Origin of the sequence: Nonomuraea indica, from assembly GCF_002850745.1 — a bacterium.
Classification (GTDB): Bacteria; Actinomycetota; Actinomycetes; order Streptosporangiales; family Streptosporangiaceae; genus Nonomuraea; species Nonomuraea indica.
Map to the genome: position 1 here is coordinate 1 of NZ_KZ559470.1, position 18,650 is coordinate 18,650.

Annotated in this window: 20 protein-coding genes; 11 read left to right on the top strand and 9 right to left on the bottom strand. The window is 73.2% G+C overall.

Going from position 1 to position 18,650, the window contains the following annotated elements; genetic code table 11:
* The 4 genes from CXR44_RS14790 to CXR44_RS14800 all read left to right on the top strand — a co-directional run.
* The coding region (locus CXR44_RS14790) for a transposase (protein WP_180903424.1) at window positions 1-450 on the top strand (450 nt) is incomplete at its 5' end.
* 249 nt (window positions 451-699) lie between these two features.
* Window positions 700-861, top strand: coding sequence for a hypothetical protein (locus CXR44_RS39435; protein WP_180903426.1), 162 nt, complete (start codon window positions 700-702; stop codon window positions 859-861).
* Window positions 862-943: 82 nt separating this feature from the next.
* Complete coding sequence (gene pip, locus CXR44_RS14795) at window positions 944-1,891, top strand: prolyl aminopeptidase (protein WP_101786630.1); 948 nt, start codon at window positions 944-946, stop codon at window positions 1,889-1,891.
* Between the two features lie 79 nt (window positions 1,892-1,970).
* The gene (locus CXR44_RS14800) at window positions 1,971-2,636 is read left to right on the top strand and encodes a hypothetical protein (RefSeq protein ID WP_101786631.1); all 666 of its coding nucleotides are present in this window, start codon (window positions 1,971-1,973) and stop codon (window positions 2,634-2,636) included.
* A gap of 217 nt (window positions 2,637-2,853) precedes the next feature.
* Here CXR44_RS14800 and CXR44_RS14805 read toward each other — a convergent pair whose 3' ends face one another.
* Window positions 2,854-3,759, bottom strand: a complete 906-nt coding sequence (locus CXR44_RS14805) for a DMT family transporter (RefSeq protein ID WP_101786632.1) — start codon at window positions 3,757-3,759, stop codon at window positions 2,854-2,856.
* Between the two features lie 87 nt (window positions 3,760-3,846).
* On the opposite strand from CXR44_RS14805, the gene CXR44_RS14810 reads away from it, so the two are divergent.
* Window positions 3,847-4,419 carry a helix-turn-helix domain-containing protein gene (locus CXR44_RS14810; RefSeq protein WP_101786633.1) on the top strand — a complete coding sequence of 191 codons (573 nt, stop codon included), beginning with the start codon at window positions 3,847-3,849 and terminating at the stop codon, window positions 4,417-4,419.
* A 27-nt stretch (window positions 4,420-4,446) separates the two neighbouring features.
* Window positions 4,447-4,989 carry a GNAT family N-acetyltransferase gene (locus tag CXR44_RS14815; protein ID WP_101786634.1) on the top strand — a complete coding sequence of 181 codons (543 nt, stop codon included), beginning with the start codon at window positions 4,447-4,449 and terminating at the stop codon, window positions 4,987-4,989.
* Between the two features lie 50 nt (window positions 4,990-5,039).
* On the opposite strand, the gene CXR44_RS14820 is transcribed toward CXR44_RS14815, so the two are convergent.
* Window positions 5,040-5,885: a nitroreductase/quinone reductase family protein gene (locus CXR44_RS14820; protein WP_101786635.1), complete on the bottom strand. Its 846-nt coding sequence runs from the start codon at window positions 5,883-5,885 to the stop codon at window positions 5,040-5,042.
* A 408-nt stretch (window positions 5,886-6,293) separates the two neighbouring features.
* On the opposite strand from CXR44_RS14820, the gene CXR44_RS14825 reads away from it, so the two are divergent.
* Entirely contained in the window at window positions 6,294-7,337 is a 1,044-nt protein-coding gene (locus CXR44_RS14825) for a CapA family protein (RefSeq protein WP_101786950.1), read from the top strand.
* Here CXR44_RS14825 and CXR44_RS14830 read toward each other — a convergent pair.
* On the bottom strand, window positions 7,327-7,740 hold the full coding sequence (locus tag CXR44_RS14830; protein WP_101786636.1) for a DUF7144 family membrane protein: 414 nt from the start codon (window positions 7,738-7,740) through the stop codon (window positions 7,327-7,329). The genes CXR44_RS14825 and CXR44_RS14830 overlap by 11 nt on opposite strands.
* A gap of 245 nt (window positions 7,741-7,985) precedes the next feature.
* On the opposite strand from CXR44_RS14830, the gene CXR44_RS14835 reads away from it, so the two are divergent.
* Window positions 7,986-8,333 carry an STAS domain-containing protein gene (locus CXR44_RS14835; protein ID WP_180903428.1) on the top strand — a complete coding sequence of 116 codons (348 nt, stop codon included), beginning with the start codon at window positions 7,986-7,988 and terminating at the stop codon, window positions 8,331-8,333.
* 71 nt (window positions 8,334-8,404) lie between these two features.
* A complete protein-coding gene (locus tag CXR44_RS14840; RefSeq protein WP_101786638.1) occupies window positions 8,405-9,505 on the top strand; it encodes a carboxylate-amine ligase in 1,101 nt (366 codons plus the stop codon).
* Between the two features lie 7 nt (window positions 9,506-9,512).
* Here the strand turns inward: CXR44_RS14840 and CXR44_RS14845 are convergent, their stop codons facing one another.
* Genes CXR44_RS14845 through CXR44_RS14860 form a run of 4 tightly spaced genes read right to left on the bottom strand, consistent with a single transcriptional unit; the run spans window position 9,513 to window position 13,632 of the window.
* A complete protein-coding gene (locus CXR44_RS14845) occupies window positions 9,513-10,241 on the bottom strand; it encodes an amino acid ABC transporter ATP-binding protein (RefSeq protein WP_101786951.1) in 729 nt (242 codons plus the stop codon).
* 29 nt (window positions 10,242-10,270) lie between these two features.
* On the bottom strand, window positions 10,271-11,179 hold the full coding sequence (locus tag CXR44_RS14850; protein ID WP_101786639.1) for an amino acid ABC transporter permease: 909 nt from the start codon (window positions 11,177-11,179) through the stop codon (window positions 10,271-10,273).
* A 5-nt stretch (window positions 11,180-11,184) separates the two neighbouring features.
* On the bottom strand, window positions 11,185-12,147 hold the full coding sequence (locus CXR44_RS14855; RefSeq protein ID WP_101786640.1) for an ABC transporter substrate-binding protein: 963 nt from the start codon (window positions 12,145-12,147) through the stop codon (window positions 11,185-11,187).
* A gap of 15 nt (window positions 12,148-12,162) precedes the next feature.
* Window positions 12,163-13,632: an amidohydrolase gene (locus CXR44_RS14860; protein WP_245899165.1), complete on the bottom strand. Its 1,470-nt coding sequence runs from the start codon at window positions 13,630-13,632 to the stop codon at window positions 12,163-12,165.
* Window positions 13,633-13,837: 205 nt separating this feature from the next.
* Here CXR44_RS14860 and CXR44_RS14865 point away from each other — a divergent pair, with 205 nt between their 5' ends.
* Window positions 13,838-14,746, top strand: a complete 909-nt coding sequence (locus CXR44_RS14865; RefSeq protein ID WP_101786642.1) for a LysR family transcriptional regulator — start codon at window positions 13,838-13,840, stop codon at window positions 14,744-14,746.
* Window positions 14,743-15,939, top strand: coding sequence for an MFS transporter (locus CXR44_RS14870; RefSeq protein WP_101786643.1), 1,197 nt, complete (start codon window positions 14,743-14,745; stop codon window positions 15,937-15,939). Before CXR44_RS14865 ends, CXR44_RS14870 begins: the two co-directional genes overlap by 4 nt.
* A gap of 169 nt (window positions 15,940-16,108) precedes the next feature.
* Here the strand turns inward: CXR44_RS14870 and CXR44_RS14875 are convergent, their stop codons facing one another.
* Complete coding sequence (locus CXR44_RS14875; protein WP_245899166.1) at window positions 16,109-17,872, bottom strand: serine hydrolase; 1,764 nt, start codon at window positions 17,870-17,872, stop codon at window positions 16,109-16,111.
* Between the two features lie 143 nt (window positions 17,873-18,015).
* Window positions 18,016-18,528 (bottom strand): universal stress protein, encoded by a 513-nt coding sequence (locus CXR44_RS14880; protein ID WP_101786644.1) that lies wholly within the window; start codon window positions 18,526-18,528, stop codon window positions 18,016-18,018.
* Window positions 18,529-18,650: the final 122 nt, after the last annotated feature.

The window sequence follows — 18,650 nt, forward strand, 5'->3', positions numbered from 1 at the left end:
GTCGTCCCGAAGTCCGCCCAGCCGTTCGTGGCCACCCTGGTGCGCACCATCTTCGACCAGCCCGACGCGGCTTCCGTCGAAGCTCAGCACGTCTGGGTCGTCCAAACGCTCGAGGCCAAGCACCCGGCCGCGGCAGAGCACCTGGACGCCGCCCGCGATGACCTGATCGCCTTCGCCGCCTTCCCACGCGAGATCTGGACGCAGATCTGGTCCAACAATCCGCAGGAACGGCTGAACAAGGAGATCCGCCGCCGCACCGACGTGGTCGGCATCTTCCCCGACCGGCCGGCCATCATCCGCCTCGTCGGCGCGGTGCTGGCCGAGCAGACCGACGAATGGGTCGAAGGACGCCGCTACATGGGCCTGGAAGCCCTCGCCAAAGCCCGCCTGCGTGTCCTGCCCGGCGACACACCCACGCAGAACCCACTCCCACAGACACTTACCGCTTAACCTGCAGAAACAGGATCACGCGGAGATCGACTCATACACCACGTCCGTGGACGTGACCCACGGGGTCCGCGCCGCGCAGCCGACCTCCCAGGAGCTTGACAAGGCTTTGCCGCCGCCCGGACGACCCGGCCCGGTGCCCGCGGCTACGGTGAAGATGTTCCACGCGCCGCATTGGCGTTTCCCGGGAACCCAGTCCGACGCTCCGTCCGCCCAGGCCATCTGGGCGCCGCAAACCCACGGAGTGACACGATGCTCAAGCGCCTGCTCGCCGCCACCGCCACGGTGGCCGCCGCACTCGTCGTCTCGGGCGCCCTGTCCGCGCCCGCCGCCCAGGCCACCGAGGACGTTCCGGCCTCCGGGCAGTTCGCACCGTCGCCGCCCTATCCCCCGTACAACGAGGACGACGACTGACCCGTCGCCGACCGAGGCCGCCCTGTCACGGGGCGGCCTCCCCTCGGCCCAAGATATGACAGCGCTGTTGTATTTTGGGACGATGTTTCCCCCGATCGAGCCGTACGACCACGGCCATCTCGACACCGGCGACGGCCACCTCGTCTACTGGGAGGTGTGCGGCAACCCCGAGGGCAAGCCCGCCCTCGTCGTCCACGGCGGCCCGGGATCGGGCTGCTCCCCGGGCGCGCGGCGCGCCTTCGATCCCGAGCGCTACCGCATCATCCTGTTCGACCAGCGCAACTGCGGCCGCAGCCTGCCCCACGCGAGCGACCCCGCCACCGATCTCAGCAACAACACCACGCACCACCTGATCGCGGACATGGAGCGGCTGCGTGAGCACCTCGGCGTCGACCGGTGGCTGCTGTACGGCGGTTCCTGGGGCTCCACCCTCATGCTGGCCTACGCCGAGACCCATCCCGAGCGCGTGTCCGAGATGGTGATCGTCAGCGTGACCATGACCCGCCGCTCCGAGATCGACTGGCTCTACCGGGGCGTCGGCCGGTTCTTCCCCGAGCAGTGGCAGCGCTTCCGCGAGGGCGTGCCCGAGGCCGACCGCGACGGGGACCTGCTGGCCGCGTACGCCCGGCTGGTGTCCGATCCCGATCCGGCCGTGCGCGAGAAGGCCACCCACGACTGGCTGGCCTGGGAGGACGCGGTGATCTCGCTGGAGGCCAACGGCACGCCCGGCGCCTACAGCGACCGGCCGTCCGACGCGCGCCTCGCCCTGGTCCGCATCTGCAGCCACTACTTCTCCAACGCCGCCTGGCTGGAGGAGGGCGTGCTGCTCCGCGACGCCCACAAGCTCGCCGGCATCCCCGGCGTGCTCATCCACGGCCGTTTCGACCTCGGCGGCCCGCTGGAGAACGCCTGGCAGCTCGCCCGGGCCTGGCCCGACGCGCGACTCGTCGTGGTGGACGACTCCGGGCACACCGGCAGCGGCACGATGCGCGAGGAGGTGCTCGCCGCCCTGAACGGATTCGCCCAGTAAATCCGCAGAAAGTGCTTATAGCGGTCTTACGGCGCTACCTGCACTGTTATACCGCTATACCACTATCGGAGGGACGATCATGACTGCCGGACCGGACGACTACGGCACCGCCGAGGTGCTGGCCCAGGAGCCTTCCCGCCGCCGTCTCCCTCGCGCGCTCGTGCTCACCGGCGTGACCGCCCTGGTGATCGCCACGGGTGCCGGGGTCGCCGCGGCGGCGCTCTCGCCCACGCCCTCCCAGAGCCCCACCGCCTCGGCCCCGCCCGCCGAGCCCCCCTCGGCCGCCCCGTCGGAGAGGGGCCCCTGGCACGGCCGGGGCTGGGGCCCCGGGCACGGCATGGGACGCGGCGCCATCCACGGCCAGTACGTCGTCCCCGACGGCAACGGCGGTTACGTGACCGTGGCCACCCAGTACGGCGACGTGACCGCGGTCGGCCAGGACTCGATCACGGTCAAGAGCGAGGACGGTCACACCAAGGAGTACGCGCTCAACGGCGACACCCGCGTCAACGCCGGCCGCGAGGGTCTCGACTCGGTGAAGGCCGGGTCGAAGGTGTTCGTCAAGGCGACGGTGCAGGGCGAGGCGGCCACCGCGGTCGCCGTGTTCGACGTCACGGGGTGGGACCGGGGCGAGTGGCACGGCCGCCGGCACCACGACCACCGGCCCGGCGGTCCCGGCCGGCCGGCCTCTCCCGCCCCGCCCTCTCCTGCCCCGGCATCCCCCGCTCCGACCGCGACGTCCTGACCCGTACTGCAGGTCGCTCGAAGGAGTGCGGACGGGGACCCCTCACCGGCTCCGGGCGGCGAGGGCGCCTCGTCACGACGTCGCCGACCGGCGCGGATCAGGAGGGGCGCGCCGGTCGGCAGGTGGCGCAGGCCGACGCCTTTACAAAGTAGATCTCGGGCGTCGATTCTGGTACTCGGCCGCTGGGCTCGTGGTGGCGTGGGCCGCTCGACGACGGTCAGGCCGGGCGGGTGACGGGCGGGCGGCGGCGCGAGACGGCCACGCCCGCCAGGCAGAGCACGCCGCCGACGAGCGTGAGCGGGCCCGGCACCTCTCCCAGCGCCAGCCAGGACATCGGCACCACGAGCGCCGGCACCACGTAGGTGGTGGCGCCCATGCGCCCGGCCGTCGTCCGGGACAGCGCGTACGCCCAGGTGGTGAACGCCAGGGCGGTCGGGAACACCCCCAGGTAGACCATGTTCGCGGTCGCGGCGAGCGGCGCCCGCGCCGCCTCCGACACCAGGACGCCGGCGAACGGCAGGCAGGCGACGGCCCCGGCGATGCAGCCCCACGTGGTCACCTGCAGGGCGCCGGCGTGCCGCAGCGCGGGCTTCTGCGCGACGACCCCGGCGGCGTACCCGGCGGCGGCCAGCACGCAGAGCAGCACGCCCAGCACGGACGCGTCACCGGTCCCGGAGGTCGACAGGCCCACCACGGCGGCGCCGGCGAACGACACCGCCATGCCGGCGAGCAGCGGCCGCGGCAGCCCCTCCCCCAGGAGCCTGCCGCCGAGCAGCGCGATGAGGATCGGGCCGATGTTGACGACCATGGCCGCCGTCCCCGCGTCCACCTCCCGCTCCGCCCAGTTGAGCGTCACCATGTACAGCCCGAACCACAGCACGCCCGACCAGATGATCCCCGGCCAGGCCGCGCGCGGCGGCCACCCTTCGCGGCGGACCAGACTGATCGCTCCCAGCACCAGGGCGCCGGCGAGGAGCCGCCCGAGGGCGAGGGCGCCCGGCGAGTACGCCGAGCCGGCGCTGCGGATGGAGACGAAGGCGGAAGCCCACAGCACGACGGTGACGGCGGCCGCTGCCAGGGCGAGCCGCGAGCCGCGACGGCCGGTGTCCGAGGAGGTTGCCATACGGCCGAACCTAGCCGCGGGACATTCACGCCCCCGTCGAAGGGTGACGGTAGCCCTTTCTCCCAGAATTGGGATATTGTCCCGCATATGGGAAAGATTGAGGTCGAGCCGGTGGAAGCCCGCCTGGCCGAGCGGCTCGCGCACCTGCGCGCCGAGCACGGCTGGTCGCTGGAGGAGCTGGCCGCCCGCACCGGGGTCAGCCGCTCGACGCTGTCGCGGCTGGAGCGGGCCGAGATCAGCCCGACCGCCGCCATGCTCGGCAGGCTCTGCTCCGCCTACGGCCGGACGATGTCGCAGCTGCTGGCCGAGGTGGAGGCCGAGCCGCCGCAGCTCGTCCCGGCCGACCGGCAGACGGTGTGGCGCGACGTGACGTCGGGATTCACCCGCCGCTCGGTGTCACCCCCCCATCCCGGGTTGCGCGGCGAGGTGGTCGAGGGCGTGCTGCGGCCCGGCGCCGACATCTCCTACGACGAGCCGCCGGTCCCCGCCCTCGAACAGCACATCTGGGTGCTCGACGGCGTCCTGGAGGTGACCACGGGCGGCGCCGCCCACCGGATCGGGACGGGGGACTGTCTGCGGTTCAGGCTGTGGGGCCGCTCCCGCTTCCACAATCCCGGCCCCGGCCCGGTCCGCTACGCCCTCCTGATCGTCCTCCCCTGACCTGCCCGTACCGTCGAAGGAACGACCATGCACACGATCACGCGCCTGACCGCCGGCGACTTCCACGACGCCGTGGAGGCATTGGCCGGGCTGCTCACCGACGTCGTCGCCGACGGCGCCTCGCTCGGCTTCGTCCTGCCCTTCGGCCGTGACGAGGCCGCCGCCTGGTGGCGCGCCCAGGAGCCGGCCGTGGCCGACGGCAGCCTGCGCCTGTGGGTCGCCCGCACCGGCGGCGGCATCGGCGGCATCGCCGGCGTCGTCGGCCTGGCGCTGGAGCGCAAGCCCAACGGCAGCCACCGCGCCGAGATCGTCAAGCTGATGGTGCACCCCGGCGCCCGCGGGCACGGCCTGGGCCGCACCCTGCTCGGCACCGCCGAACGGGCGGCCGTCGCGGCCGGCGTCACCCTGTTGCTGCTGGACACCGAGACCGGCAGCGCCGCCGACCGCCTCTACCCCGCCGCCGGCTGGGCCAGGTACGGCGTCGTCCCCGGCTACGCCGCCGATCCGGCGGGCACGCCGCGGGACTGCAGCTTCTACTACAAGCGACTGGAACGCGCCTCCCTGGCCTGACGCGGTCCCGTCCCGCCGCGGCGCGTGGTGTCACGGCGGGGACGGACCGGTCAGCCGGCGGTGCCGTCGAGGATCGGGATGAGCTGCTCCTCCTCGTAGGCCAGGTGCCGTTCCAGCTCGTCGCTGAGCCGTCCGACCTCGGCCGCGACCTGGAGGGGGTCGGGTGCGTCGCCGGAGATGACGGCCTGGAGTTCCGCCAGGAGGGCGGCCACCCTGCGGTGCTCCTCCCCGAGCCGTTCCAGGGTCGGGGCGAGGGAGGGGTGCTGGCGGGCGAGGGCCGGGAACATCCCCATGTCCTCGTGGACGTGGTGGTGGTGCAGCCCCTGGCAGACGGTCAGGCAGTTGATCCGGAGCTGGGCGCCGATTCCCGGCCCGGCGTCGGCGATCTCCTTGCGCACCAGGGCGAGCTCGCGGCGGAAGGCGTCGTGGACGGCCTTCAGCGCCGCGCCGAACGACGGGGCGTTGATGTTCGGCGGTCCGGCGGCGGGCACCTCCGTCAGCGCCACGACCGGCAGGACGCGCTCCGTCCTGGCCTGGTAGTCGGCCCACCCGGGGTCGGCCTCGACGGCGCGGGCGAAGACGCGGTCGCGTTCGGGGCCGTCGAGCACGGTGGCCTCCGCCTCGTAGGTGAACACGCCGTTCTCGACCGTGACACGGGGGTGGGCGAGCAGGTTGTGGAACCAGTCGGGGTGCTTCGGCGAGCCACCGGCCGAGCCGATGACGATGATGCGCTCGCCGCCGTCGGGGAGGTAGCCGAGCGGGGTCGTGTGCCGGGTCCCGGAACGGGCGCCGGTGGTCGTCAGCAGGATCAGCCGGGCTCCCTCGAAAAGGCCGCCGACGCGGCCGCCGTTGGCGCGGAACTCCTCGATGATCTGCTGGTTGAAGTCTACGGGCATGGGGTGTCGTGTTCTCCGGTTCGGGAGGGCCGCGAAGCCGTTCGCGGCAGGGGGAAGCACGCCACGGGCGCGTACGGGCCGTGGCGTGGAAAGGGAGGGGAGGGCGAGCCGGGCAGCAGGGTGCCGGGTTCGCCGGGAATGCCGACTATCGAAGGGAAAACTCGGAGGGGACGCGGTGTGCGGGCGTCCGCTCGGAGGCGCAGGCGGGCCGCGGGCCCGCCGCGAGGTCACGACGTGGCCGGGTGCCCTACTCGCTTCTGGCCCATGGCCGACCCGGCAGTCACGTCGTCCACCCTAGCCGGAGGGGTACGGCCCGGCAACATCATTTCCCGGGCATCCGGCTGCCCTGCGGTTCACGGCCGCTGCCGGGGTAGGCGTCCAGGAGGACGCGGAGGTGAGGTGACCGCGATGGCCGTCACCCTGGCACTGGCGGGCGACACCATGCTCGGCCGCGGCGTGGCGGAGCGCCTCGCCGGCCGGTCGCGCGTGGCCGACTTCTTCGCCGGCGAGGTGCGCGACATGCTGGCCGAGGCCGATCTCTTCCTGCTGAACCTGGAGTGCTGCGTCTCCGCGCGCGGCGCGCCCTGGCGGGCGCCGGGCAAGCCGTTCCACTTCAGGGCGCCGCCACAGGCCGCCGACCTGCTGGCCGAGCTCGGCGTCGACTGCGTCACCCTGGCCAACAACCACGCCCTCGACTACGGCCCCGACGCGCTGCTCGACACCCTCTCCCACCTGGCCCGGGCGGGCATCGGCTGCGTCGGCGCGGGCGAGGACCTGGCGCGGGCCCGCCGGCCGGTCCGCGTGGACGCGCGCGGGACGCGGCTGGACGTCGTGGCCTTCAGCGACCATCCGAGCGACTTCGCCGCCACGCCGGAGCGGCCCGGCATCGCCCATGCCGACCTGTCCGAGGGCGTGCCGCCCTGGGTGGTCGAGACGGTCGCCGCCCGGCGCGAGCACGGCGAGGCGGTGCTCGTCACCCCGCACTGGGGGCCCAACATGGTCACCGAGCCGCTCGCGTACGTGCGCCGCGCCGCCGACACGCTCGCCGGGACCGGGGCCACGCTGGTGGCGGGGCATTCGGCGCACACGTTCCACGGGGTCGCCGGGCGGGTGCTGTTCGACCTGGGCGACTTCATCGACGACTACGCCGTGCACCCGCTCGTCCGCAACGACCTCGGGCTGCTGTGGCTGGTCACACTGACACCGGCCGGACCGGTGGAGCTGCGTGCCCTGCCGCTCAAGCTGGACTACGCCCGTACCGGGCCGGCCGTCGGCGACGACTGGCTGCGGGTGCGCGACCGGTTCACCGCCGCCTGCGCCGCGCTTGGCACGTCCGTCCGCGTACGGGGCCGCGAACTGGTCGCCGCGTGGGACACCGCCGCCCCGCGGCCCTCCGGCGTCCGGCGGGAGACGCCTGCCGGCCCGCGGGGCGAGGGAGGGTTCAGCCGCTGAACTCCTTGGCCTCGCGGCCGTGCACGATGAGCGCGTACAGGACGAGCACGTCCACCGCGATGACGGCGAGCGACCACCAGGGGTTGACGGAGATCCAGATGAGCTGGGTGAGCGCGTTCAGCATGACGAGGACGACGGCGACCGCGCGCGCCCACGTCTGGCCCACGCTGACCGCGATGCCGGTGGCGATGAGCGCGAGGCCGAGCAGGAGGTGGATCCATCCCCACCCGGTGAGGTCGAAGACGAGCAGGCTGCCGGCCGCCTGGATGTAGACGTCGCGGTGGAAGATGGCGTAAAGGCCGGAGATGGCGTTGAACAGGCCCGACAGGATCAGGATGATGCCCGCGAACCAGACCCAGCCGACCCAGCCGGTGACGTGCTGCTGGCGAGCTTGATAGGTCATGGCGAATCTCCTTGGAAGACGATGGCCGGACCCTCTCCCTGACAGTACTGATATGGGTGCGTTCAAGGCTTTTGTTGAGGTAAATGTTGTGATGAGGAGCTTTTGTGCTCCAGCTCCCCGAGGCGCACGAAGACGGAGATTTTACGCGGCCGAGGGCGACAGCTGATCGAGAAATGTGGTGGCCTGCCTGCTATCGCCGCATTCGCGAGAAATGCAGCGCTGTCGATCCAGGCTGGGAGGATCCGATGGAGCCGCTGTCCGTCACCGTCACGACCCGATCCGGGCACGCCGTGGTGCGCCTGCGGGGTGAGATCGACATCGCCACCGCCGACGCGTTCCGGAGCGCTCTCGACAGCGCCGTCGAGCATCCGGCCGTCTCGTCGCTCGACCTGGACCTGGGCCGGGTGTCGTTCATCGACTGCTCCGGGTTGCGCGTGCTGGTGGGCGTGCGGCGGGCGATGGAGGACAAGGGCGGGACCGTCCGCCTGATCCGCCGCTCCCCCGCGGTGGAGCGGCTGCTGACGGCGGCCGGGCTCGACGAGCGGCTGCACGTGCCCGCTTCCCACGTCAAGGTGCCGGTCCCGGCCGCGTAGCAGGTTCGACGGGCCGTTTTCAGGGGAGTTGTCGTTCACCCTTGAACAGAACAACCCTCGGAGCGGCCCCCATGACGAATCCCACGGGCACCATCGCGGTCGGAGTGGAGGAGGAGTTCCACATCGTCGACGCCGGCACCCGGCACCTGGTGTCCCGATCCGGCGACCTGTTGAAGAGACTGCCGGAGGACCGCTTCACCCAGGAGTTGCTGCGCTCGGCGGTGGAGGCCAACAGCAGGCCGTTCGCCACGTTGGAGGAGCTGGCGCGCGACCTGACCGGGCTGCGCCGCACGGTGATCGCGGCGGCCGACGAGCTCGGCCTGGGCATCGCGGCGGCGGGCAGCGTGCCGCTCGGCGACATGGACCGGATGAAGGTCTCCCCCGACCCCCGCTACGAGCAGATGCTGGACGACTACCAGGTGCTGACCCGGGAGCAGCTCATCTGCGGGACGCAGGTGCACGCCGAGATCGAGGATCCCGATCTGGCGGTCCTGGTCTCGCACCGGGTGGGACCGTGGCTGTCCCCGCTGCTGGCGCTGAGCGGCAGCTCGCCGTACTGGATGGAGCAGGACACCGGGTACGCCAGCTACCGCACGCTGGTGTGGCGGCGCTGGCCGACCTCGGGACCGATGAGCAGGTTCGACACCGCCGCCGACTACGAGCAGATGGTGAAGGGGCTCGTCAGGTCCGGCGTGATCACCGACCCGGGGATGATCTACTTCGATGTCCGGCCGTCGGCGCACGTCCCCACCGTGGAGCTGCGCATCTGCGACTCCTGCCCGCTGGTGGACGACATCGTGCTCATCGCCGGGCTGTTCCGGGCGGTGGTGACGCGCGAGCTGGAGGCGGTGCTGCGCGACCGGGAGCACGAGGTGCCGCTCGAACCGGTGCGCGCCGCGACCTGGCAGGCCGCCCGCTCCGGGCTGGAGGGCGAACTCGTCGACCCGGACGCGGGCGAGCCCCGGCCGGCGGCCGAGGTGGTGCGCAGCACGGTGGACGCCCTGCGCCCCTGGCTGGAGGCGGCCGGCGACTGGGACCTGGTCTCGGACCTGGCCGGCGCGGCACTCGCCCGGGGCAGCTCGGCCGAGCGGCAGCGGCGCGCCCTGGCCCGTGCCGGCCGGATGACCGACGTGGTCGACCTGCTGCTCGCCGAGACCCGCTCCGGGACGTAGCCGCCCTTCACAGGACGCTCGCCAGGAACGTCCGGGTCCGCTCGTGCCGGGGGCCGGCGAGGACGGCCTCCGGCCGCCCGCTCTCCACGACGACACCGTCGGCGAAGAACGTCAGCGTGTCGCCGACCTCGCGCGCGAAGCCGATCTCGTGCGTGACCACGATCATGGTCATCCCGCCGCGCGCCAGCGCCTTCATCACCTCCAGCACCTCGTCCACCAGCTCGGGATCGAGTGCCGAGGTCGGCTCGTCGAACAGCATGAGCGCCGGTTCCATCGCCAGGGCCCTGGCGATGGCCACCCGCTGCTGCTGGCCGCCGGAGAGCTGGTGGGGCCGTTTGTGCGCGTGCGCGGCCAGCCCGACCTGTTCGAGGTGGCGCATGGCGAGCTCCCGCGCCGCCGCCGGCGTACGGCCGGCCACGTGGATCGGCGCGCAGGCCACGTTCTCCAGCGCCGTCTGGTGGGCGAAGAGGTTGAAGCGCTGGAACACCATCCCGATGTTCCTGCGGAAGGCGGCGAACCGCTTCGGCGTCCACGGGTGGTACCTGCCGGCGCCCATCGTGTAGCCGACCTCCTCACCGAGGACCCGCAGGCTCCCGCCGAGCACGGGTTCGAGCCCGTTGACGCACCGCAGGAAGGTGGACTTGCCGGACCCTGACGGGCCGATGACGCAGCTCACCTCGCCCTGCCGCACGGTGAAGTCGACCCCGTGGAGCACCTGGGTGTCGCCGTAGCCCATCCGGACGCCGGATGCGGCGACGACCACGCTCACGCGGTCACCTTCGGCAGGAACATGCGGCCGGTCACGCTCCTGCGGACCAGCCGTACCGCGTCGGAGCCGAACCGGCGTTCCAGCCGGCCCTGCAGGAAGGTGGCGACCGCTGTCATGAGCATGTACCACAGGCTTGCCACGATGAGGAGTTCCATGATCAGGTTGTTGGACTTGTAGATCTGGCTGGCATTGGTCATCAGGTCGTGGCCGGCCACCACGTACACCAGGGACGTCGTCTTCAGCATGGAGATGAACTCGTTGCCGGTGGGCGGGATGATGATCCGCAGCGCCTGGGGCAGCACGATGACGCGCATCCGCCTGGCCGGGGTCATGCCGAGGGCGTACGCCGCCTCCGTCTGGCCGCGGTCCACGGCCTGGATCCCGGCCCGCACCGTCTCGGCGAAGTAGGCGGCGAGATTCAGCCCGAGGCCGAGCATGGCCGCGGTGAATCCGGTCATCACCTCGTTGGTGTCCCACTTCACCCCGACGGAGGTGAACGGCACTCTCAGGACCAGCACCGGGAAGAGGAACGCCAGGTTGTACCAGAAGATGAGCTGGACGAGCAGGGGCGTGCCGCGGAAGAACCAGATGTAGAGCGTGGCCAGCCGGCGCAGCACCGGGTTGTGCGCCAGCCGCATCACCGCGAGCAGCACTCCAAGCACGAGGCCGATGGCGGTGGCCAGCACCGAGATCTCGAGCGTGACCAGGATCCCCGCCAGGATCTGCCCGTCGAACAGGTAGCGGCCGACGGCGCTCCAGTCCAGGTTGGGGTTGGTGACGAGAAGCAGGACCAGCCAGCCGAAGACGAGAACCGCGCCGGTGCCCGCCAGCAGGCGGCCCCAGTGCCGCGGGCGCGCGACCGGGATCGGCCTGCCCTCGGGGCTGATGATGGGTTCCGTACGCACGCCGGCTACTTCCCGCCGTTGACCACGGCCGACTGCACCGCGAGCTTCTCCAGCGACCACGCCTTGAGGATGGCCCCGTACTCACCGCTCCTGATCAGGGCGTCGAGGGCGCCCCTGACGGACGCGACGAGCTCGGTGTTCTCCGGGTTCATGCCGATACCCCACGGGCTCTCGGTGCCGTCGATGGCCAGCGCCTCGACGCCCAGCGCCGGGTCGGCCGCCTTGTACGCCGCCACGACGTAGTCGGTGATGTTGGCCGTCGCGCGCCCGTTCTTGACCTGGAGGAGCGCCTCCTGGTCGCCGGGGAACTTGAGGATGTCGACACCGGCCCTGCCCGCCTTCTCGCAGTCGCCGTCGTAGGTCTCGGCCAGCTCCAGGGAGGTCCCGTTGTCGACCACGGAGACCGTCTTGCCGCACAGGTCGCCCGGTCCCCGGACGCCGTCCGGGTTCCCGGCCTTGACGAGCATGCCGGCGCCGGCCCGGACGTAGTCGACGAAGGTGACCTTGGCCTGCCGTTCCGGGGTGTCCGACATCGATGACATGATCATGTCGTACCGGCCGGTGATGACGCCGGGGATCTGGGCGTTGAAGTCCTCGTGGCTGATCACCACCTTGACGCCGAGCTTCCGCGCGATGGCGCGGGCCAGGGCGGGGTCCAGGCCGATCGGTGTCTTCTTGTCGCCGGCGAAGAGCTCCATGGGCGGGTAGCCCACGGAGGTCGTGACCTTGAGGCCGTCCGCCTTCACGTCGGCCGGGACCTTGGCGGCGAGGTCCTGGTCCGGGGTGACGGCGTTGATGATCGCGGCCGCCTTGTCGTCGGCGGGCGCCTGGTCGAGGGCCACGGTGGGCCCGCCCGCCGGGTCCTGGCCGCCGGGACGGGCCTCGGCGGCCCCGTCGTCGAGCGGCTGGGCTCCGCAGGCGGTCGCCGCCAGCAGCAGGGCGCCGATGGTGATGGTTCGCAGGTTCATGACCGGGTCGTCTCCTTAGCTGCGTGCCCAGCGGATCTCGCCGCCGACCACGGTGGTCAGGACTTCCGTGCGCAGCAGCGCGTCGGGGGCTTCGGCGAAGGGGTCGGTGTCGAGGGCGATGAAGTCCGCGAGCATGCCTTCGGCCAGCACCCCCTTGCGCCGCTCCTCGCCGGCCGCGTAGGCCGAGCCGAAGGTGTGCGCCCGCAACGCCTCGCCGAAGGTGAGGCGCTGCCCCGGCTGCCAGCCTCCGGGCGGCCTGCCGTCCGGGCGGGTCCGGGTCACGGCGGCGTGCAGCGCGGCGAAGGGGTTCGGGTGTTCGACGGGCGCGTCGGAGCCGAAGGCCAGCGCGACGCCCGCGTCCAGCAGGGCGCGCCAGGCGTAGGAGGCCAGGTCGCGGTCGCCGAGCAGGGAGGAGACGAGGTCGAGGTCGCTGGTGCAGTGGACGGGCTGCATCGAGGCGACGACGCCCAGTCCGGCCATCCTGGCGATGTCGGCCGGCCGGAGATGCTGCGCGTGCTCGATCCGGTGCCGCAGGCCCGCTCGCCCGCCGGCGGCCTCGTAGGCGTTGAGCACGAGGTGGTTGGCCTGGTCGCCGATGGCGTGCGTGGCCACCGCGATGCCGGCCGCGCTCGCCGTGCCGATGAGCCTGACCAGGTCCGGATAGGGGGTCACGGCGATGCCGGCGTTGCCGGGGGCGCCGGCGAACGGCTCGCTCATGTGGCAGGTGTACGAGCCCAGCGCTCCGTCGCCGAACAGCTTCACCGGGCCGGTGCGGAACCAGTCGTCACCCTGGCCGGTCCGCCTTCCTTCGGCGATGGCCGCCTCCAGGTGGTCCCGCGGGATCGCCTTGTGCACGCGCAGTTTGAGCTCGCCGGCCCGGTGCAGGTCCAGGTAGGCCGCCCGGCAGTCCTCGCCGTCGATGTCGTGCACGCTGGTCAGCCCCAGGGCCAGCAACTCCTCCTGGGCCGTCCGGAGCAGGTCGGTCAGGTCTCCGGAGGCCACGAGGTCGCGCAGCGGGTAGGCGGCGGATTCGCGCAGGATGCCGGTCGGTTCGCCGTCCGCGTCCTTGACGATCTCGCCGCCGACCGGGTCGGGGGTGTCGCGGTCGATGCCCATCACACGCAGGGCCAGGGAGTTGGCCCACGTGGTGTGACCGTCGACGCTGGCGAGGGCGACGGGCCGGTCGGGGCAGACGGAGTCGAGGGCGTGCCGGTCGGGCTGCACCGGGCGGTCCCAGGTGTTGCTGTTCCAGCGGCCGCCGGACAGCCAGGCGCCCGGCTCCAGCCGGGAGGCGTGGCCGGAGATCCGGGCCAGCGCCGCCTCGAGCGACGGGACACCGCGAAGGTCCACCTCGCTCAGGCCCCGCGCGTAGTTCGCCGTGTGGATGTGGGCGTCGTACAGGCCGGGGATGACCGCCGCTCCGTCGAGGTCCACCACGTCGGCCGATCGTCCCGCCGCCGCCCGGACCTCGGACTCGTCACCCATGGCCAGCACCGTCTCCCCTTGGACGGCGAGCGCTCGCACGGGTGGTTTCGCGCCGTCTCCGGAGTGAATAACGGCATTGCGAAATATACGGATTGTCATGGAACCTCGGGCTTGGTGAGAAGTTCCCCACACTGTAAGAGCGGCGCATTAGCGTCCGAAAGAGCATAAAGACGACATTCAGCGCGGCTGAGGATAAGGAACGCTGATGGTGAAACCCGAGCATCTGCGCACGCTGCGTGAGGTGGTCAACCGTGGATCGTTCGCCGCCGCCGCCAACCGCCTCGGCTACACCCCCTCGGCCGTGTCGCAGCAGATGACCGCGCTGGAGCGGGAGCTCGGGGTGAGCCTGTTCATCCGGTCGGCCCACAGCGTCCTGCCCACCAACGCGGCCGAGGTGATGGCCAGGCACGCCGCCACTGTCCTGGGCGACCTCGACCGGCTGGTGGCCGCCGTACGGGAGACGCACCGCGACACCCGACGGCAGCTGCGGCTGGGCGCGTTCTCCAGCTTCGTCCTGCACCGGATCGCCCCGGTCCTGCGGCAGCTGCCTCCCGACGACAGGGCGTGCTTCCGGTTGTCGGTCGGAGAGCCGTCCCAGCTCATCCCGCACCTCGGCGCCGGCGGCGAGATGGACGCCGCGATCGTCTACCGCGTGGGCGACGCCGGGCTGTCGTGGCCTTCGTCGGTGGAGCAGCGCTGGATCGCCGAGGACCCGTTCAAGGTCGTCCTGCCCCGCTCGTGGCCCGGCCTCGCCCCCTACCGCGCCGAGCAACTGGCGGACCTGCCGTGGGTGGTGCACCACCCCGCCAGCAGCGACGCGTCCTTCTTCGACGGACTGTTCGCACGCTGGGGGCTGCACCCGCGCGTCGTCGGCTACTCCGACGACTTCAACGCCACGCTCGCCATGGTGGCGGCGGGCATGGGCGCGGCGCTCATCCCCGAGCTGGCCCTGCCGGCGCACGATCCCGGCATCGTCGTCGCCGACGTCCCGTGGCTCCGCACCAGCCGCAGCATCTTCGCCCTCGTCCGCCCGGACCGGGAGACCGCCCGGCTGAGCGCCTTCCTGGACTCGTTGCACCGTCCGGACGCCGACGCCGAACGCGGTGACGGATGAGCCGGGCAGGACGAGCGTCGCCGCCCGGCGGCGGGTGGCGCGGGGGCGGCACCGCCGTGCTCCTGGCGCACGCCGTGGGCACGCAGGCGCTCACGTTCGTGCTGCGGCCCGTCATGTCGTACCGGGCGATCGAGCTGGACGTCCCGACGGCCTGGCTCGGCGTGCTGGGCGCCGCCTTCGCGATCGCGCCGCTCGCGCTGGCCATCCCCGCCGGGCACGGCGCCGACCGCTACGGCGAACGGCGGATGGCCGTGGCCGGCGCCGTGCTGTTCGCCGCGGCGAGCGTCACCTTCGTCGTGGCGGGGCAGAGCGTGGCGGGGCTGGTCCTCGCCGGCGTGCTGCTCGGCACCGGACACCTCGGCTGCGTCATCGCCCAGCAGGCGCTGGTCGCCAACACCACCCCGCGGGGCGGCTACGACGCCGCCTTCGGCCGCTACACCTTCGCCGCGTCCCTGGGGCAGGCCGCGGGGCCGGGCCTGATCGCCGCGTTCGGCGGCGGGCAGGCCATCCCCGACACCGGGGGCGTGTTCCGGTGGAGCTGCCTGCTGGGCGTGATGCTGCTCGCCCTGTCGGCGTTCCTGCCGAGCAGCCCGCGCAGGAGCGCGCAGGACGGCGGCGGAGAGGTGGGGCTGCGCGCCCTGCTGCGGCTGCCGGGTCTCGGCCGGGCCCTGGTGACGAGCTGCGTCGTGCTGGCGGCGCTGGACGTCACGATCGTCTACCTGCCGGCGCTGGGCGCCGAACGGGGGCTGGCCTCGGGCACCGTGGGCCTGCTGCTCGTCGTGCGCGGGGTGGCGTCCATGGTGTCGCGGTTCTTCCTCGGCCGGCTGTCCCACGCCGTCGGCCGGCGCAGGCTCCTGGTGGGCAGCACGACGGGGGCGGCGCTGGGACTGCTGCTCGTGCCGCTGCCGTGGCCGTTGTGGGTGCTGGCGGCGCTGCTGCTGGTGGTCGGGTTCGGGCTCGGGGTGGGGCAGCCGCTCACCATGTCGTGGCTGGCCGAGGCCGCGCCGCCGGGGTTGCGCGGGCGGGCCATGTCGCTGCGGCTCGTCGGCAACCGCACCGGCCAGGTGCTCATCCCGAGCGCCGCCGGGCTGGTCGCGGCCGGGCTGGGAGCCGCCGGGGTGCTGTGGGTGACGGCGCTCGGGCTCGGCTGCGTGAGCGCCGCCGCACGCGGGCTCCCTGCGGACCGGGGCTGACCGTACGCGGGCCGAATGCCCCGCCGTGCGAGCCGCTCGTACGAACGGCTCGCATGGCGGGCAAGGTGCGAGAGCGAGTGCGGTCGCACGGCTCGCACGGCGGGCAAGGTGCGAGAGCGAGTGCGGTCGCACGGCGGGCAAGGTGCGGTGGCCCGGCTCGGACGGCGGGTCAGCGGCGGGTGAAGGTGCCGAGGCCGGTGCGGTCGAGGCTCTCCACGGTGACCCGTGTGATCGCCCCGCCGGTTCCGGCCGCGAACCGGACGCCGGACAGGCCGGAGGCGTTCTCGCCCCGCGTCTCGAAGGCGAACGTGTCGCCGGCGTGGTGGCGCAGCGGGAAGCGGCGCACCCCGTGCGGGCCCAGCCGCATCACCAGCCCGCCGCCCTCGCGGGTGACGGTGAGCGGGCCGTGGTAGCCGTTGGCGTAGGTCCCCGTGTACGCGGCCGGCCGCCTGGCCGGGGCGGCGTCCACCGGCGGCCGGGCGTAGTCCGTCCCCGCCCGGGCGCGTTCCTCCATCCCGGCGAAGACCTTGCCGAAGAAGGCGGGCCAGTCGACCGTGGGCCGGCCGTGCTGCGCGAGGTCGAGGAACGTCGCCGTCACGGTCTCGGGCGCGCCCACGGGCTGACCGTTGGTGAGCGCCACGATGCCGAGCCCCTCGGACGGCAGGAGGGTCACCGCCGTGGCCGCGCCCAGCTCGAAGGCTCCGGAGTGGCCGAGCCGCAGCCGGCCCAGCTCGTCGTAGTCCACGTTCCAGCCGAGCCCGTAGAAACCGGCCCGCCCGTACGGCGCCCTCGGCGGCGACGAGACGATGTGCGGCAGGTGCGTCCGCGCCAGCTCCGCCCGCCCGACGACGCGCCTGCCGTCGAACACGCCGCCGCCGAGCTGCAGCCGCATCCACGCGGCGAGGTCGCGGGCGGTCGAGGCGGCTCCGCCGGCCGGCGACTGGGCCTGCGGGTCCCGGACCGGCCCGGCCTCCCATCGGCCGCCCACCCGGACATGGGTCACCGCCCGATCGGGTGCCCGCCGGTACGCGGCGAAGCGCGAGGTGGTGGCCGTCATGCCGAGCGGCTCGTACAGGGTGCGCGCCGACAGCTCCGCCCAGGTCACGCCGCGCGCCCTGGCCACCGCGAGGGCCGCGGCGGTGAAGCCGAAGTTGGTGTAGGCGTACGTGGCGCGGAAGGGGGCCAGCGGCTCGTCGCGCAGATGGCGCAGGATGTAGCCGCGGCGGTAGCCGAGGTCCTCCAGCAGGTCACCGGCGTGGTCCGGCAGGCCGCTGCGGTGGGCGAACAGGTCGGCCAGCGTCACATGGCGTGTCACCCACGGGTCGGCCAGCGCGAACCCCGGATCGTGCTCGACCACCGGGTCGTCCCAGGCCACGCCCCGCTGTCCGGCGACGGCGGCGACCACGGTGGAGGCCAGCGGCTTGGACAGGGAGGCGAGCTGGAAGAGCGTGTCCGGGCCGACCGCGCCGGGGCTGCCGGCCCGGCGCACGCCGAACCCCTTGAGATAGGCGACCCGGTCCCGGTACACGACGGCGACGGACATGCCGGGCACCCCGGTCCTCGCCAGCGTGTCGCGGACGACGCCGTCGAGGCGGGCCACCGCGGCGTCGACGCGGGCCGGGGTGAGCGAGGGCGGCGGCTGAGCGGGCGGCTCCGCCGGCAGGCTTCCGCGCGGGTCCGTCTGTGGGTCCGTCTGCGGGGGTGTCGGCGGGTTCGTCTGCGGAGGCGTCGGCAGGGTCGTCGTCCCGGCGACCGGGGCTCCGAGTGCGTGGACCGGCGGTGACGGCCGGGCGCCCGCCTGCCGGGCCGTCGTACCACTGCCGGCGCACGCCGAGAGCAGCACCCCCGCCACCGCGACGACGACCGCCCGCCCCCACACGCCGGACGCCCCGACCACCCCGAAGCGGCCGGACGCCCCGCAAGAGCTGGACACCTTCGAGCCGGACGCTCCGCAAGGGCCGGACGCCCTCGGGCCGGACGCCTCAGAAGGACTGGACGAGCCGGACGCCCCGTAAGGGCCGGACGTCCTGGAGGAGCCGGGCGTCCGGAAGGTCCTGGAGCGCCCGGACGGGCCGGTCACGGCGCTTCAAGGTCCCCGGTGGCCGCGTACTCGAGTTGCCGGGCGTCGGACGTGCTGCCGACCGGCGGCGGCAGGACGGGCCGCGAGGGAACGACGGTCACCGGGCACGGCGGCCAGCGCAGGCACGACAGCACCACGACCCCGAGCCGGCCGTCGCCGGCGTGGTGGGCTGCCGAGCCCAGCACGAGCAGCGCGGCCCGCCGCGCGGCCCGCGCGAGCGCGACCTCGGGACGCCCGGCCACGAGCCGCTGCTCGACGCGCAGACCGGGGCGGGCGTCGCGGATGAGCTTCACCGCCTGGTCGAGGACGGCGATGGCACGGGCGTGCCGGTACGGCGCGTCGTCGTGCCAGGCCGGCGGCGCGTACGGCGCCTGCTCTCCGGGCGCGTCCCACGCGTGCAGGACGACGAGCCGCGCCCCGGCCCGCTGCGCCTCACCGGCCGCCCACAGCAGGGCGTCCGCGCTGCTCGGCGTGCCGTCCGCGCCCACGACGATGCGTCGATCCTCCATGTCTCCATGGTTCCCCGCCCCGGCCGGGACAGTGAGAGGCGTTCCACCCCTTTACTAGGGACTTACGACCTGCGCACTGATTCCTCCGCCAGGGCACGCCCGGGCGGGCGGAACGCAGACCG